This is a genomic window from Ruegeria sp. CE6 (assembly GCF_056537485.1).
On sequence record NZ_JBQFRR010000001.1, the window covers coordinates 259,587 to 274,626 of the forward strand.

Consider the following 15,040-nt stretch of genomic DNA (forward strand, 5'->3'; position numbering starts at 1 on the left):
AATCGCGATCGCGCATAGCGAGGGATAACTTAGAAAGTTAGCACCCGGCTTTCAGTAATCACCATATCGAGTGGTTGATCGGTCGGCTCCAGCGGCAGATGTTCGGCTTCCTGCGCATCAAAGGCAAATCCTATGGCAAGCGTCGGGCGCTTGGCGCGCAACCCTTCAAGCGTGCGATCATAGAAGCCGCCGCCATAGCCCAAGCGGCCACCCTTCGCATCAAACGCAACCAGTGGCACGATCAGGATTTCCGGGTCGAAATAGTCATCGATCTCGGGCACTTTCGCGCCGAAGGGTCCATCTTTCAGTATGCCCTCAGGCGTCCATCGAGAGAAGCGCAACGCCTGCCCTGCGGCCTGAATGACAGGCACGCCCACTGGACCATATGCAGAAGCCTCGGCCATTGCAGGCAGCGGGTCGATTTCGGTGCGGATCGGCATGTAGCCAGACATGGGAACACCGCGATGACCCGCCAGAACCTCGGACAAGCGCCCGGCCGCGCCCGGGATGCGCATATCAAACGCTACCTTGCGTCGCGCGAATGCCGCCTTGCGCGCTGCGGCCTTGATTTCGGTCAGATCGGTTGTCTCGTTCACAATAGCACCACGCTGGCAAGCCCCAGAAAGATGAAGAACCCCATGACATCCGTTGTCGTGGTCACAAAGGTTCCTGACGCCAGCGCCGGGTCAACACCCAGACGGTCCAGCACCACCGGTACTACCGTACCAGCAAAGCCCGCGATGATCATGTTCACGACCAGCGCAGATCCGATCACGACACCCAGCAGCGGGGAGTCGAACCACATCATCCCGACGGTTCCCAACACGATAGCGAAACACAGCCCGTTGAGCATTCCCACCAGCAGTTCTCGCCGGATTACGCGCCCTACGTTCGAGCCGGTCAGGTCGCGTGTTGCCAACGCCCGCACTGCAACGGTAAGTGATTGGGTCCCGGCATTGCCCCCCATCGAGGCGACGATCGGCATCAGGATCGCGAGCGCCACCAGTTGATCAATCGCGGCTTCAAACTGAGAAATCACCAGCGATCCGCAAATCGCCGTAACCAGATTGACACCAAGCCAAGGCAAGCGGCGCCTACTGGTTGCCGCTACACTATCGGACAGAGAGCTTTCGTCCGAGACGCCCGCAAGACGCAGCATATCCTCTTCGTATTCTTCGTCCAGGACCACCATCGCATCGTCGATGGTGATGACACCGACCAAACGACCGTCGCCATCCACGACGGGAGCCGAAATCAGGTGATACTGATTGAACGCATAGGCCACGTCCTCTTCATCCTGTTCGACGGGGATGGTGTGGAATTCATCTTCGGCAATGTCCTGCAGCGGCACCTCGCGCCGGGTTGCCATCAACTTGCCCAGCGTGACCTGAGCAACCGGTTTCAATCGCGGGTCAACAAGTATGACGTGATAGAACTGTTCCGGCAAATCGTCGGTGGCACGCATGAAATCGATGGCCTGCCCCACGGTCCAGTGATCGGGCGCCATGACCACCTCGCGCTGCATAAGGCGGCCAGCAGAGTTTTCTGGATAAGATAGGGCTTGCTCTGCCGCGACGCGTTCGGAGTCTTCAAGCGCGCCCAGGATGGTTTCTTGCTGCGGCTCTTCAAGGTCTTCCAGAAGGTCAACAACGTCATCACTTTCCATATCCCGAACGGCTTCGGCCAGAACGTCCGGTTTCAGGACATTGATTACTTCTTCCCGAACTGACTCGTCGAGCTCCGACAGGATATCGCCGTCGAACTCTTTGTCATACAGCCGGATCAGGCGCGCACGGTCGTAAGGATTGATCTGTTCCAGAAGGTCAGCGATATCGGCCGCGTGTAGCGGCTCCATCAGCTCAATCAGCTTGGCACGATCTTCGACATCAACCGCATAAAGGATGGCCGCAACGGTTCGCGGGTCCAGCGCATAGGCGTCTTCGTCACGGGGCTGATCGGGTCTGGCTTCGTCGTTGCCTGTCGTCATGCGCTGCCCCTCTTTCTTGTCGATTGCCCCTAGATAGAAGAAGCAGCTACCGGAAAACAATGACAATGGTCCAATTTACCCGCATCTTTCGCGCCCCTATGCTGGTTGACGGTCCAAAATAGGCGGAGAACAGAACAAATGGCGCAAAAGACGCTTCTGAAGGGACGTGTGCTTAGCTTCAACGGATCACCGTTCGAAGGTGAGCCCACCGATGCGACCAAAATTCACCAAGCCGTCCTGATCGAAGATGGCCGCATCGCGGCACTGGGCCAGGCGTCCGACCTGTCTGACGCGCATCCCGAAGCCAACATTAAGGATTATGGCGATCAGCTGATCATGGCGGGATTTGTGGATTCTCATGTCCACTATCCGCAGACGGCGATGATCGCGAGCTGGGGAAAGCGGCTGATCGATTGGCTGAACAGCTACACGTTCCCTGAAGAGATGAAGTTTGACGACCCCGCCTATGCCGCTGAAATTGCAAACAGATATCTAGACCTAACCGCAGCCCATGGCACCACAACCATGTGCAGCTTTTGCACCATTCATCCAGAGAGTGTTGATGCCTTCTTTACCGCCGCGCAGGCGCGTGGGCAGCGGGTTGTCGCGGGTAAAACCTGCATGGATCGCAATGCGCCTGAGGGGCTGCGAGATACTGCACAAACCGGATACGACCAGTCCAAAGCTCTGCTTGAAAAGTGGCATGGGGTTGATCGCATATCTTACGCCATCACTCCACGATTTTCGCCGACATCGACGCCAGAACAGCTGGAGGCGATGGGCGCGCTTTGGGCCGAGCATCCCGACTGCCTGATGCAAACCCATCTGAGCGAACAGACCGATGAGATCGAATGGGTCCGATCCCTGTTCCCCGACGCGCGCGACTATCTGGACACCTATGAGCAGTTTGGGCTGCTGGGTGGAAATGGCCTTTACGGGCACGTGATCCATCTGGAAGAGCGGGAGCGCGATCGTCTGCGCGAGGTAGATGCAGCTCTGATCCACTGCCCCACATCAAACACGTTTATCGGCTCTGGCCTGTTTGACATGAATGGTCTGATCCACTCAGGGCACCGCGTGGGCTTGGCCACCGACACCGGAGGCGGCTCAAGTTTTTCAATGCTGCGCACAATGGCTGCGGCCTATGAGATTGGTCAATTGCGAGGCCATCCCTTGCACCCCTCGCAATTGCTTTGGCTTGGAACGGTGGGATCGGCTCGTACCCTGCGGATGGATGACCGTATTGGCAACATCGCCGTGGGCATGGAGGCCGATCTGGCGGTGCTGAACCTCGCATCGACGCCTGCTATCGCCCAGCGCGAAGCTCATGCTGATGATCTTTGGGAAGCGGTGTTCCCGACCATTATGATGGGTGATGACCGTGCCGTAACCGATACCTGGATCGCCGGACGAGCTGTTTCTGGTCGATAGGAATGGGCCTATGGCCCATGCCTCCGGCGGAGGTATTTTTAGCCAGATGAAGAGCGGATCCGCTATTCTGCCAGCGCGCGTGCCAGAAGATTCTGGGTTTCTATGACCCTTGGCAGGTCGATCGTGGCGATCTGACTGTTACGAACAATCTGGCGTCCCTCGACAAAGAGGTGTTTGACACGCGTCGGTCCGGCCAGAAGGAGCGCAGCGGGGTCCCAACTGCCTGCACTTTCAATTGCCTGCACGTCCCAAATGGCAATATCAGCTCGTTTACCGGGTATAAGCCGGCCGCAATCGGGCCGATTCAACACATCCGCCCCGCCTCGGGTGGCGATCTCAAGCGCCTCACGGGCCGACATGGCGTCAGCGCCGTTTGCGACTCGTTGCAGCAGCATAGACTGGCGCGCCTCGGCCATCAGATTGCCGCTGTCGTTGCTGGCTGATCCATCCACGCCCAACCCGACTGGCACGCCTTGATCACGCATTTTTCGGACTGGCGCGATACCTGAACCAAGACGACAATTGGAACATGGACAGTGCGCAACGCCGGTTCGGCTACGTGCAAACAGGTCAATCTCGGCGCCATCCAGCTTGACACAATGAGCGTGCCAGACATCCGAACCGGTCCAGCCTAATTCTTCGGCGTATTGGCCGGGTCTACATCCGAACTGATCTTGAGAATAGGCAATATCCTCATCGTTCTCCGCCAGATGGGTGTGCAGCATCACACCTTTGTCGCGCGCCAACAGCGCGGCATCACGCATCAAGTCTCGGCTAACCGAGAACGGCGAACATGGCGCCAAACCAACGCGACACATCGAACCCTCAGATGGGTCGTGATAGGCGTCTACGACACGGATCATATCCTCCAGAATAGCCTGCTCGGATTCGACCAAAGCATCAGGAGGCAGTCCACCATCACTTTCGCCAATGCTCATAGCCCCACGCGTGGGATGAAAACGCAGCCCCAGCTCTGACGCTGCATGGATCGTGTGTTCAAGCCGCGCGCCATTGGGATATAGGTAAAGGTGGTCAGAGCTAAGCGAGCAGCCGGACAGTGCCATCTCGGCCAATCCGATCTGGGCAGATATAAACATCTCGTCAGGACCAAAGCGGGACCAGATGGGATAGAGCGTTCGCAACCAACCAAACAGCAAAGCGTCCTGCCCGCCGGGAACCGCGCGGGTGAGCGTTTGGTAGAGATGGTGATGGGTGTTCACCAGACCGGGGGTCACAACACACCCAGTGGCATCATGTATTTCGCCATCGCTCGTAAGGCGGTGGCCAATCTGGGCTATCTTACCATCCCGAACCAGCAGATCAGCGCCTGCAAGCTCTTGCCGATCATCATCCATCGTCAGGATCATATCGGCGTTACGGATCAGAAAATCTGTCATTTTCGCACTCCCGCATACTGCCCGTCTCATGCATGGAGTGATGGGCTGGTGGAAAACGGGCGTAAGAACCAGCCGTGATCAGTTTAAAGTCGCAAAGAAGGGTCGGCAACCCGTTTAGTATTGCTTCAGAATTTCTAGCGCTGCCGCATGAATCTCAGTATTGGCTGCAGCGAGCGCACGCCCACCATTGTGAGCCGGATTACCCTGCCAATCCGTCACAATACCACCCGCGGCCTCGATCACCGCGATTGGGGCCTGGATATCGTAGGAATTCAATCCAGCCTCGACCACAAGATCAGTTTGACCTGCAGCGAGCAACGCGTAGGCATAACAATCCATCCCATAGCGTGTCAGCTTCGTTTTCTGAGAAACCGCCTTGAAGGCGGCGGCCTCGACCGCGCTGCCAACCTCCGGGAAGGTGGTGAAGATGATCGCCTGGTCCAGAGATCGAGTGTCACGCGTCCCAAGTTCGGTGCGTCCCAAAGGGCCTTTGACAAAGGCGTGCTCTTTATCTCCGATAAAACGCTCGCCGATATAGGGCTGATCGATCACACCAAGCTTCGGTCCAGTCTCATCGCTTAGGGCGATCAGAACACCCCATGTGGGCGTACCACTTATGAAACCGCGCGTGCCATCAATTGGGTCCAGCACCCAAACTCGTCCGGTAGTTCCCTCGGAATGACCGAACTCTTCCCCCAGGATACCGTCCTCAGGCCGGTGATCAGCCAGCACCCTACGCATTGCTTTTTCTGCTTCGCGATCAGCGGCTGTCACCGGATCAAAACCGGCATCGAGTTTGTTGTCTGTCTTCAGGTTAGATTGGCGGAAAAACGGAAGAATGGCCGCCCGCGCAGCGTCGGCCATTTCTTCGGCAATCTCTAGATCGCTTCGTAGGGTGTTTTGCATTGCTTACCCGTGCGCCCCACACCCCGCGAAGTCAAGCGCTTGTATCAGGCGACGTCGCTCAGCACGCGTGCCAGTTCAAACAGGCGGCGACGCTGGTTTTCCGGGATCGCATAATACGAGCGAACAAGATCAAGCGCTTCTTTGTCACCCATCAAATCCGCAGGAACCGATTTCTTGTCTGCATCCGACTTCTGAGCCTCTTCAAGACCCTCGAAGAAAAAGCTGACGGGAACATCCAACGCTTCGGCAATGTCCCACAAACGCGATGCGCTTATCCGGTTGGCCCCTGTTTCGTATTTTTGGATTTGTTGAAACTTGATACCAACTTGCTGCGCCAACTGCTGCTGAGTCATGCCAATCAGCCAGCGGCGATGCCGGACGCGTTTGCCCACATGGACATCGACGTGATGGGTCATTGGTAGTCTCCTTTACACAAACACCTGTCCGGGAAACCGCGACAGCAGCCATCGCCGCTTAGTTAGCGGGTCGCTGCTTAAGAACTCCCTAATTCGGATCGTGCCCCCCGAACAGCACCATAGTACAATATTGCCGCAATCCGCTATTTTTTCAAGCTGGTTGAATCAGAGAATTCGAACAGTGGTTTGTGGTTGTACGGCCGACATAGAGATTAATAGTTTCTAAATGGGAAACAGTTGATCCACCCCGTTCAGTTTAACGCTGTGAAGATTGCGAATGGAATTGACAAATGGCTAAGCCAGGCAGCCTATGGCGGCAAAAAGAGCGGAGACCAGTTATGCAGGCATTTCGTATCGAGACAAAAGGGGCACCCGCGCAGCTGTGCGAAACACAAGAGGCACCCTTGGAACATAACCAGGTCCGTATCGCAATCCGCGCCTGCGGCCTGAACTTTGCAGACCTTCTGATGCAGAAAGGCACGTATCAAGATACCCCCGAAGCGCCGTATACACTGGGCATGGAGATCGCGGGGATTGTCACCGAAATTGGAAACAATGTCGCGCATTACAAACTGGGTGATCGCGTTGCGGTTTATTCCGGCCAGGGTGGGTTGGCCGAATCAGGCGTTTTTGATGCAGACCGGGCTATTCCCCTTCCAGATTCCACAAGTTTCGAAGACGCCGCCGCGATCCAGATCGCCTATGGCACAAGCCACATTGCTCTGGCACACCGGGCGCGCTTGCAACCGGGTGAGACACTGCTGGTCACCGGGGCCGCCGGTGGCGTCGGGTTAACCGCGGTTGAAATCGGCAAGTTGATGGGTGCGACGGTGATCGCCCAGGCGCGCGGTCAGGACAAATTGGCCGTGGCGCAAAACGCTGGTGCAGATCATCTGATTGACGCCAGCGAAGACCTGCGCGACCGCGTTCTCGCTCTGGGTGGTGCTGACGTGGTCTACGATGCGATTGGTGGAGATGTCTTCAAGGCCGCCTTCCGCGCGACCAACCCGGAAGGCCGCTTGTTACCGATCGGATTTGCGGGAGGTGAGGTGCCCCAGATCCCGGCCAACCATCTATTGGTCAAGAACCTGACCGTGATCGGCGTATATATCGGCGGCTATCTGAATTTCAGACCCGAGATCGTGCGCGACAGCTTCAGCACCTTGTTCCGCTGGCACTCAGAGGGCCGGATAAAGCCTCATATCAGCCACGTCCTGCCCTTGCAGGACGCAGCAAAAGGTTTGGAACTGCTGCGCGATCGCAAATCCACCGGCAAAGTGGTGATCCGCGTCAACTCGCCACTTTAAGCGGCTGCGCCGTTGGATGATTGAAATTTTGGCGCAGTAGGTTCGCAAGCTCTGATACGTATTCCTCACGTACCCGCTCGGCACCATAAAGGTTTATGAACTGCACGGGCAAATCCGGCAGCACCCCGGCATGGTCAATCAGTTCCTGATGGCTGGGCTGGGTGCCTTCCAGCAAAACTCCCACAGCCAGATCAGCGCTGACGGTGGCTTCAACGGTGCGGTCGGAATCGCTGTCGATACTCATATCCCATTCGATTCCCGCATCATCCAGCGCCGCTGTCGCGACCGGGCGGAAAATGCAATTCCGGCAAAACCCCAGCCGCAAAGGCTTTTGGCGCCAGGCAGATCCGTTCAGCGCACCAACCCAACGCAAAGGCATATGGTGCAGGGTTTCGGCGCCCTCGCCCGCGCCCGATTCCGTAGTCACAATCAGATCGAAGCTTCCGCGTGCGAACTCTTCTTTCAAGTGCCGCGTGTTGGAAGTGACCAAGTTCACGCTGACCCGAGGAAAGCTGGCATTGAAACGCTTCAACACGCGCGGAATGAACGGATGAACGACGTCATGCGGTACGCCTAGCACGACCTCGCCCTCAAACGCCTGATCCGTCAGCCGCCCGATCACCTCATCATTCAACGCAATCATCCGCCGCGCATAAGCCAGCAACTGCTCTCCGGACGCCGTTAGCGCGATGGTTCGGCCGGATCGATCCAGTAATTCCAGGCCCAAAAGCTCTTCCAGCCGTTTTAGCTGCATAGAGACCGCAGATTGCGTGAGGTGAAGAAATCCAGCGGCACGCGTCACGCCACCATGATCAGCAACAGCTACGAAAGACCGCAATGTAGTGATGTCCAAATTTCGCATGTTCAAGATTCCTTATGAGACTCGTCATAAACATTCATTTCCAAAATATGTCAGACTGCTCCATATAGATCAAGGAAATTGATTGAAGCGCTAAGTTTCATCAAACAATCAGGAAAGGGCAATGATTATGACCCATATAGCCATCTCAACCCCTCGTCGCATCAAGCGTAAGGCGATTGGTGCTCGGATACTTGACCTGTTTAACCTCGCTCGTCAGCGTCGCGAACTCGCCCAGCTTGATGATGATGCACTGAATGACATCGGCGTTTCACGCAAAGACGCGCGTAACGAAGCAGAGCGCCCGTTCTGGGACGCGCCCGACAGCTGGCACAAACATCTGTATTAATTCGAAAATACCGGCGGCTTGAGGGATTTGGCGACCAAGCCGCCGGTTTTTTGGCGACAGTTGCAAAAATTGCCGACAGTTTTGCTGAGTTTCAGGCTTAAAACCCTTGAAACGAGGGCCACACTCTCCGATATTTACCGGGAAACCGGCTCGCATCCGTGGGCTGCGAACAGAATATTGAAGGGAGACCCCTATATGGCACAATTCGACACGATCCGGACGGCGTCCGGCGCGCGCGCTGCCGAGATAGACGAGGGCCTGCGCGCCCATATGAACAAAGTCTACGGCACGATGTCCGTAGGCATGCTGATCACATTTGCCGTGGCATGGGCCGTGGGCTCGAGCCCGCAACTGCTGTCGATCTTCCGTGATCCGGTCACGCTGAGCCCCAATATCCTGGGCTGGATCGTGATGTTTGCACCTTTGGCGATGGTGTTTGGCTTTGGCGCTGCGATCAACCGGCTGTCTGCATCTGGCGCACAGCTGTTTTTCTATGCATTTGCAGCAGTCATGGGCCTGTCGCTGAGCTGGATCTTCGTAGCCTTTACAGGCATTTCGATCGCGCAAGTGTTCCTGGTGACTTCGATCGCGTTTGCAGGTCTTTCGCTGTACGGTTATGTAACCAAGAAAGACCTTTCGGGCATGGGTACTTTCCTGATGATGGGCGTTATCGGCCTGATCGTCGCGATGGTTATCAACATCTTCCTGCAGTCGCCTGCGATCATGTTCGCAGTGTCGATCCTGGGTGTGCTGATCTTTGCCGGCCTGACCGCCTATGACACGCAGAAGATCAAAACCACCTATCTGCAGATGGCTCATGCTGGCGATCAGGAATGGCTTGGCAAAGCGGCAATCATGGGTGCATTGAACCTGTATCTGGACTTCATCAACATGTTCATGTTCCTGCTGCAACTACTGGGCAACAGAGAATAAAACTGCTTCCAACAGAATACAGAAAGCCCCGCTTGGCACTCCGCTAAGCGGGGCTTTTTTTATGTTGCTCTTCAAAAGCCCATACCAAGCCTTGGTGACTTCGCATGATGTTCCGACTAGTTTATTTTGCCTCCACAAATTTTACACGCCCTCATAGCCGGATAGTCGCCCGTATTTACGCATAGTCCTCATGCTCAATTCACCGATTCCCATCAAAGCTCCGCGAACAATGATCAGCCTGCAGTTACTGTAGCAGTCGGCAGTCAACCATGTTGGCGCAACCCTAATCTTGCACCACTCTGAAAGCCGCGTTTGCAAGTTTGCATATGCGTTCATCAGTGCCTTTCGCCATTGGAACGTTCGTGTACTTGGTCGATCCAATCAAAGAATTTCATAATTTTGATTGCCGAAACCGGTTTCGGAGAAAACAAATAGAAGAATGATGACGAATCCAAGTCTCCAGCAACCGCAGTCTCGCCCCCGGAGTCATTCTGGCCCCGGCAGGGTAAAACTGGATCAATTGGCCGATCATCTTGGGCTTTCTAAGAGCACGGTGTCCCGCGCCCTGAATGGATATACCGACATCTCGGAATCCACGAGAAAGCGCGTTGAAACCACGGCGCGAAAGATGGGCTATCGCCCACTCAGCCATGCGCAGGCGATACGAACCGGGCGGGTGCGCGCCATCGCCATGGTCATCAACAGCGAAGAACCAGACCGGCATAATCCATTTCTTCAGGACTTTCTGGCCGGAGCATGCGAAGCGGCGAGCGCATCCGACTGGACGATGACGATTTCTACGGCGAAGTCCGAAAAAGATATGCTTGATGTATTGGGGCGGCTTGTCGAAGAGCGCAAAGCCGATGGATTCATTCTGCCCCGGACCGAGGTCGACGATGCGAGGGTGAAATACCTGCAAGAGTTGAAGGTTCCCTTCATCATGTATGGCCGCACGGGGTATGGGCAGGCGGACTGGCAGGATGAGACATCCTGGTTCGACATTTCGGGTGAATCTGCAACCCGTGATGCGGTTGGTCGGCTCGTCGATTTTGGCCATACGCGTATCGGATATGTCGGTAGCGATCCGAAATTCAACTACAGCCATCTGCGCCGTGACGGTTATCTCGAAGGTCTCAAGATCGCGGGCTTGCTTGCCGATCCCGAGTTGATCCGGGAAGGTGCTCGTACGCGCGAGGAGGGTGCGGTTGAGGCACGCGCGCTTTTGACGCTGAATCACCCACCTACTGCAATAGTATTTGCAACGGATCTGGCTGCGCTGGGGTGTTACTCGGTCTGTACAGAACTGGGCCTCGAGGTCGGGCAAGATATATCAATTCTGGGATATGACGGCATCCCTGAATGCCAATATGTCAGCCCTGGTCTAACCACGTTCAGCGTCGATTCTAAGCGGGCAGGAGAACGCCTTGCGACGATGCTGATCAGTCAGACTCGCGGTGAAGCGCCCGCAGATCTGCGTGAGATTGGTGAGGCCGTTCTGATCGAACGCAGTTCCGACGGGCCACCAAGCGTTACAGCCGAGGAACTGGCCCGAAAAATTCAACTTTCAAAAGATCATAACCGGGGAGGAAACCGACTATGAAACTTGCACCTTTAGCATCGCGAATGATGCTTGGAACATCGCTTGCGCTAGTATTGGCGGCGACGTCAGCTCAGGCGGATACGATCCGCTTCTGGACCACCGAAGAACAGCCCGAGCGGCTGGCCAAGCAACAGGAAATGGCTGACCAGTTCAAGGCTGAAACCGGCACCACGGTCGAGGTTATCCCGGTCACCGAAAGTGATCTGGGTACACGCGCCACAGCAGCATTTGCCGCCGGAGACCTGCCAGATGTGGTCTATCATCCGCTGCAATATGCCCTGCCATGGGCTGAAGCGGGCATTCTGGACACCGAAGCCGCCACCGAAGTGATCGAAGAACTGGGCGCCGACACCTTCGCCCCCGGCGCGCTTGGTATGGCGGCGTTCAATGACGAAACCGCGTCGGTACCGGTCGATGGATGGACCCAAATGGTTGTCTACCGCAAAGACCTGTTTGATGAAGCGGGCCTTGAGGCCCCGAACTCATTCGCCAACGTCGTCGCTGCGCTGGAGCAGTTGCACAACCCGCCCGAGATGTACGGTTTCGTTGCTGCAACCAAAGTTGATGAAAACTTCATGAGTCAGGTTTTGGAGCATGTGTTCCTCGCCAATGGCGTGACCCCTGTTGGCGCGGACGGCTTCCAGCCGCTGGATGAAGCCAAGACCATAGAGGTATTGGATTTCTACAAGGCGATCTCGAAAGCCTCGCCCCCGGGTGAGCTATTCTGGAAACAATCGCGCGAGCTGTATTTTGATGGCAAAGCAGCGATGATCATCTGGTCGCCCTTCATCCTTGACGAACTGGCCGGTCTGCGCGACAGCGCCCCGCCGACGATCAACGATGATCCGACCTCGCGCGATCTGGCCTCGAAGACTGGTATCGTCACTAACTTCTCGGGCCCATCGAACCCGGATGGCGCGGCTTGGGGTGACGTTCGTTACTTTGGCATCACCAACGACGCCGACACCGACGCGGCGATGGAGTTCGTGAAATTCGCCATGGACGACGGCTATACTCAAACACTGGCCATCGCACCCGAGGGCAAGTTCCCGGTCCGTCGCGGTAATGCTGACAACCCGACCGCGTTCTCGGAAGCATGGGCAGAACTGCCTGTAGGCGTGGACCGCAAAGCCCCGTTGGGCGAGCTGTATGATCAGGCGATGATCGATGAGATCGTCGGCGGTCTGGACGTGGCGCAGCGCTGGGGCGTTGCTGAAGGCCAGCTGGCTTTGGCGTCCAAAATGATCAACAGCCAGGCAATTAACCGGGTCGTGCGCCAATATATCGACGATGAAATCGATGCCGCCGCTGCAGTGGCCGCAATGAACGACGAGCTCGCGAAGGTTCAGTAACCTTGTGACACATGCAGCGGCGATTGCGCCGCTGCACCCAACCCTTCGAGGTATCCCATGTCTTCGGCCACCCCACCGACCGGAACCGGGGCGCTAGCCAAACGCGAGGCGCGTCTGGCCTGGACGCTGCTGGCTCCGACAGTGATCAGTGTATCGCTTGTGGTGATCCTGCCCTTGCTGGCGATCTTTTGGATCAGCTTCAAGCCCTTCACCCTGTCTGACCTTCGTCCGCCTGCACCTGTGGTGCGTGAAAGCCTGCGCGGATCGGGAGACGATCTGCGGATTGAATACCGCGTCCGCAACTCAAGTCAGGACATCGCCGTTGTCGGAGTCACCCTGACAGATGTTCTACCGGACGGCGTGACGGCGCGCGAAGTTGCAAGTCCCTGTGTTCTGGACGGGCAAAACCTGTTCTGCGATTTCGGCACACTGGAAGGCGGTCAACGCGAACGCATCCGTATTCCGGTCACATTGGACGGAGATCCGGACGCTTTCGAAGAGCTGCTCGAAGGATCAGAGCCCGGCGTGACCGGGAGCGGACCCAGCGTCCTGACCAACCTTGAATTCAGTCTGGAAAACTACGCCCGTGTCTTTGATGGAGACGAGTTCTGGGGCGTGCTGTGGGTCACGTTGTTCTACACCGTGGTCGGCACCATTGGAGCTTTGGTGATGGGCCTGTTTGCAGCCTTGTTGCTGAACAAAAGCTTCAAGGGACAAGGGTTCATACGCGGCCTCTATCTGTTCCCCTATGTGGCGCCAGTCATCGCTGTGGCCTTCACATGGGTCACCTTGTTCGACCCGTTCTCAGGTTCTGCCAACGCATTGTTGGTGCAGATGGGACTAAGCAGTGAACCGATCAACTTCTTCGGGGAACGCCCTTTGGCGCTGATCATGGTGACAGTGTTCGAGATCTGGCGCTATTTCCCGCTGTCGTTCCTGTTCATTCTGGCGCGGATGCAATCAATCGACTCCAGCATGTATGAAGCAGCAGATATGGATGGAGCCTCACCATTCCAGAAATTCTGGCTACTGAGCATCCCGCAACTGCTGGGCATCCTGTCGGTACTGTTCCTGCTGCGTTTCATTTGGACGTTCAACAAGTTCGACGACATCTTCCTGCTGACCGGCGGCAATGCCGGCACCCGTACTCTGACCGTAAATGTCTATGAACAGGCCTTTGCGGTTTCGAACATCGGCGCAGGCGCAGCGGTGGCCGTTGTGATCCTGATGTGCCTGATTGCCTTCAGCTTCGTCTTCTTCCGCTTCATCAGCCGTGAGGAGGGTTTGTGATGCGCAAAGGGTATATAACCGCCCCGATTCTAGGCGCGCTCTGGCTGGTGGTGATCGCCACTACTGTCGCCATCACCATGTCATTCTCGACCGGGGCTGCGTTCCGGCCACAGGTCTTGCTCTGCTTGATATGGGGGGCTGTTGCCGGTCTGGTGTATGTCCGCTTCCCGGCGCAACGCGCACCGGCCCGACTGGGTGTTTCCGCCTTGTTAGGCCTGTCTTGCCTGACCGGAGTCGGGCCTGTCCTGATCGGCTCTGACACATCCCTGCAGGCAATACTGGTCACCGTCGTGGCGATGGCAGTCGTGATGCACCTATCCGTTGCCGCAATCCTGAAAGAGACTCCGTTCGGCGAGCTCACCCGTCATGAGTACGAAGAGGCCGTGATCCGGTTCTGTACGGGCTTTGGCTACATCTTCTTTACCGCGATCGTGATCATCCCGTTCTATGTGATGGTGATGACCAGCCTGAAGTCGCAACAGGCCCTGTTGCAGAACCCGCTGGATTTCTCGGTAGATCTATCACAAGGCACCGCGCTGTTTCGCAGCTATACCGAGCTGTTTCGCGATTTCAACTTCGGCACCTATCTTTGGACCTCGCTCTACGTCTCGGTCCTGACGGTCTTTATCACCCTGCTGTTCAGCGTCCCCGGAGCCTATGCCGTCGCGCGGTTCCGTTTCTCGGGGCAAAAGGCGTTCTCGCGCTCGATTCTGCTGATCTACATGGTGCCGATGATCGTTCTGGCGCTGCCGATCTATATCGCGTTCTCGCTGACTGGCTTGCGCAACTCGATCCTTGGCATCGTGATGATCTACCCGGTCACGACAATCCCTGTCGCGCTGTACATGCTGCAAGGTTATTTCCGTGGTTTGCCGACGGAAGTGGAAGAGGCCGGTCTCATGGATGGGCTTTCGCGGCTGGCAGTGATTTGGAAGATTACGCTGCCGCTTAGCCTGCCTGCGCTGGCGTCGGTCTCGCTCTACGTCTTCATGATCGCTTGGAACGAGTTCCTGCTGGCCTTCATGCTGCTGGACGACCCTTCGAAATTTACCCTGACCCGAGGCGTCACGATGCTGAACTCCTCGGAAATTCCCCGACAGCATCTGATGGCCGGTGCGGTGATCGCCACCGTTCCGATCATGGCGCTGTTCCTGGGACTTGAACGTTTCATGACTAAGGGCCTGACTGCGGGGTCCGTCAAAGGATGACTGAG

Annotated in this window: 14 protein-coding genes; 8 read left to right on the plus strand and 6 right to left on the minus strand. The window is 56.5% G+C overall.

Features of this window, described 5'->3' with window-relative positions; translation table 11 throughout:
* Positions 1-29 precede the first annotated feature (29 nt).
* Together ACR0DK_RS01215 and mgtE are read right to left on the minus strand one after the other, a co-directional pair.
* Positions 30-596 (minus strand): 5-formyltetrahydrofolate cyclo-ligase, encoded by a 567-nt coding sequence (locus tag ACR0DK_RS01215; RefSeq protein ID WP_223116808.1) that lies wholly within the window; start codon positions 594-596, stop codon positions 30-32.
* On the minus strand, positions 593-1,987 hold the full coding sequence (gene mgtE / locus ACR0DK_RS01220) for a magnesium transporter (RefSeq protein ID WP_170401569.1): 1,395 nt from the start codon (positions 1,985-1,987) through the stop codon (positions 593-595). The genes ACR0DK_RS01215 and mgtE overlap by 4 nt, the downstream gene beginning before the upstream one ends.
* A 138-nt stretch (positions 1,988-2,125) precedes the next feature.
* Here mgtE and guaD point away from each other — a divergent pair, with 138 nt between their 5' ends.
* The gene (gene guaD, locus ACR0DK_RS01225; RefSeq protein WP_170392193.1) at positions 2,126-3,418 is read left to right on the plus strand and encodes a guanine deaminase; all 1,293 of its coding nucleotides are present in this window, start codon (positions 2,126-2,128) and stop codon (positions 3,416-3,418) included.
* Between the two features lie 62 nt (positions 3,419-3,480).
* On the opposite strand, the gene ACR0DK_RS01230 is transcribed toward guaD, so the two are convergent.
* The 3 genes from ACR0DK_RS01230 to ACR0DK_RS01240 form a co-directional block, all read right to left on the minus strand.
* On the minus strand, positions 3,481-4,815 hold the full coding sequence (locus ACR0DK_RS01230; protein WP_480734591.1) for an 8-oxoguanine deaminase: 1,335 nt from the start codon (positions 4,813-4,815) through the stop codon (positions 3,481-3,483).
* Between the two features lie 114 nt (positions 4,816-4,929).
* Positions 4,930-5,721, minus strand: coding sequence for a histidinol-phosphatase (gene hisN / locus ACR0DK_RS01235; RefSeq protein WP_170392196.1), 792 nt, complete (start codon positions 5,719-5,721; stop codon positions 4,930-4,932).
* Positions 5,722-5,765: 44 nt separating this feature from the next.
* Positions 5,766-6,137: a helix-turn-helix domain-containing protein gene (locus ACR0DK_RS01240; protein ID WP_170343628.1), complete on the minus strand. Its 372-nt coding sequence runs from the start codon at positions 6,135-6,137 to the stop codon at positions 5,766-5,768.
* Positions 6,138-6,475: 338 nt separating this feature from the next.
* Here ACR0DK_RS01240 and ACR0DK_RS01245 point away from each other — a divergent pair, with 338 nt between their 5' ends.
* Positions 6,476-7,444, plus strand: a complete 969-nt coding sequence (locus ACR0DK_RS01245) for an NADPH:quinone oxidoreductase family protein (RefSeq protein WP_480734592.1) — start codon at positions 6,476-6,478, stop codon at positions 7,442-7,444.
* On the opposite strand, the gene ACR0DK_RS01250 is transcribed toward ACR0DK_RS01245, so the two are convergent.
* Entirely contained in the window at positions 7,428-8,306 is an 879-nt protein-coding gene (locus tag ACR0DK_RS01250) for a LysR family transcriptional regulator (protein ID WP_170392200.1), read from the minus strand. The two genes, ACR0DK_RS01245 and ACR0DK_RS01250, sit on opposite strands and share 17 nt — an antisense overlap.
* A gap of 127 nt (positions 8,307-8,433) precedes the next feature.
* On the opposite strand from ACR0DK_RS01250, the gene ACR0DK_RS01255 reads away from it, so the two are divergent.
* From ACR0DK_RS01255 to ACR0DK_RS01280, 6 genes are all read left to right on the plus strand, one after another.
* A complete protein-coding gene (locus tag ACR0DK_RS01255) occupies positions 8,434-8,652 on the plus strand; it encodes a YjiS-like domain-containing protein (protein WP_170594665.1) in 219 nt (72 codons plus the stop codon).
* A 195-nt stretch (positions 8,653-8,847) separates the two neighbouring features.
* A complete protein-coding gene (locus ACR0DK_RS01260) occupies positions 8,848-9,585 on the plus strand; it encodes a Bax inhibitor-1/YccA family protein (RefSeq protein WP_010441904.1) in 738 nt (245 codons plus the stop codon).
* Between the two features lie 442 nt (positions 9,586-10,027).
* On the plus strand, positions 10,028-11,185 hold the full coding sequence (locus ACR0DK_RS01265; protein ID WP_480735673.1) for a LacI family DNA-binding transcriptional regulator: 1,158 nt from the start codon (positions 10,028-10,030) through the stop codon (positions 11,183-11,185).
* The gene (locus tag ACR0DK_RS01270; RefSeq protein WP_170392204.1) at positions 11,182-12,537 is read left to right on the plus strand and encodes an extracellular solute-binding protein; all 1,356 of its coding nucleotides are present in this window, start codon (positions 11,182-11,184) and stop codon (positions 12,535-12,537) included. The genes ACR0DK_RS01265 and ACR0DK_RS01270 overlap by 4 nt, the downstream gene beginning before the upstream one ends.
* Before the next feature lie 57 nt (positions 12,538-12,594).
* Positions 12,595-13,827, plus strand: coding sequence for a carbohydrate ABC transporter permease (locus tag ACR0DK_RS01275; protein ID WP_170512412.1), 1,233 nt, complete (start codon positions 12,595-12,597; stop codon positions 13,825-13,827).
* Positions 13,827-15,035, plus strand: a complete 1,209-nt coding sequence (locus tag ACR0DK_RS01280) for a carbohydrate ABC transporter permease (RefSeq protein ID WP_170512414.1) — start codon at positions 13,827-13,829, stop codon at positions 15,033-15,035. Before ACR0DK_RS01275 ends, ACR0DK_RS01280 begins: the two co-directional genes overlap by 1 nt.
* Positions 15,036-15,040: the final 5 nt, after the last annotated feature.

Excerpts from the sequence above, each read along its gene's own strand:
- ACR0DK_RS01275 (WP_170512412.1), top strand. The coding sequence starts at position 12,595 with ATGTCTTCGGCCACCCCACCGACCGGAACCGGGGCGCTAGCCAAACGC.
- guaD (WP_170392193.1), top strand. The coding sequence starts at position 2,126 with ATGGCGCAAAAGACGCTTCTGAAGGGACGTGTGCTTAGCTTCAACGGA.
- ACR0DK_RS01270 (WP_170392204.1), top strand. The coding sequence starts at position 11,182 with ATGAAACTTGCACCTTTAGCATCGCGAATGATGCTTGGAACATCGCTT.
- hisN (WP_170392196.1), bottom strand. The coding sequence starts at position 5,721 with ATGCAAAACACCCTACGAAGCGATCTAGAGATTGCCGAAGAAATGGCC.
- ACR0DK_RS01250 (WP_170392200.1), bottom strand. The coding sequence starts at position 8,306 with ATGCGAAATTTGGACATCACTACATTGCGGTCTTTCGTAGCTGTTGCT.
- ACR0DK_RS01240 (WP_170343628.1), bottom strand. The coding sequence starts at position 6,137 with ATGACCCATCACGTCGATGTCCATGTGGGCAAACGCGTCCGGCATCGC.
- mgtE (WP_170401569.1), bottom strand. The coding sequence starts at position 1,987 with ATGACGACAGGCAACGACGAAGCCAGACCCGATCAGCCCCGTGACGAA.
- ACR0DK_RS01245 (WP_480734592.1), top strand. The coding sequence starts at position 6,476 with ATGCAGGCATTTCGTATCGAGACAAAAGGGGCACCCGCGCAGCTGTGC.
- ACR0DK_RS01230 (WP_480734591.1), bottom strand. The coding sequence starts at position 4,815 with ATGACAGATTTTCTGATCCGTAACGCCGATATGATCCTGACGATGGAT.
- ACR0DK_RS01260 (WP_010441904.1), top strand. The coding sequence starts at position 8,848 with ATGGCACAATTCGACACGATCCGGACGGCGTCCGGCGCGCGCGCTGCC.
- ACR0DK_RS01265 (WP_480735673.1), top strand. The coding sequence starts at position 10,028 with ATGACGAATCCAAGTCTCCAGCAACCGCAGTCTCGCCCCCGGAGTCAT.
- ACR0DK_RS01255 (WP_170594665.1), top strand. The coding sequence starts at position 8,434 with ATGACCCATATAGCCATCTCAACCCCTCGTCGCATCAAGCGTAAGGCG.
- ACR0DK_RS01280 (WP_170512414.1), top strand. The coding sequence starts at position 13,827 with ATGCGCAAAGGGTATATAACCGCCCCGATTCTAGGCGCGCTCTGGCTG.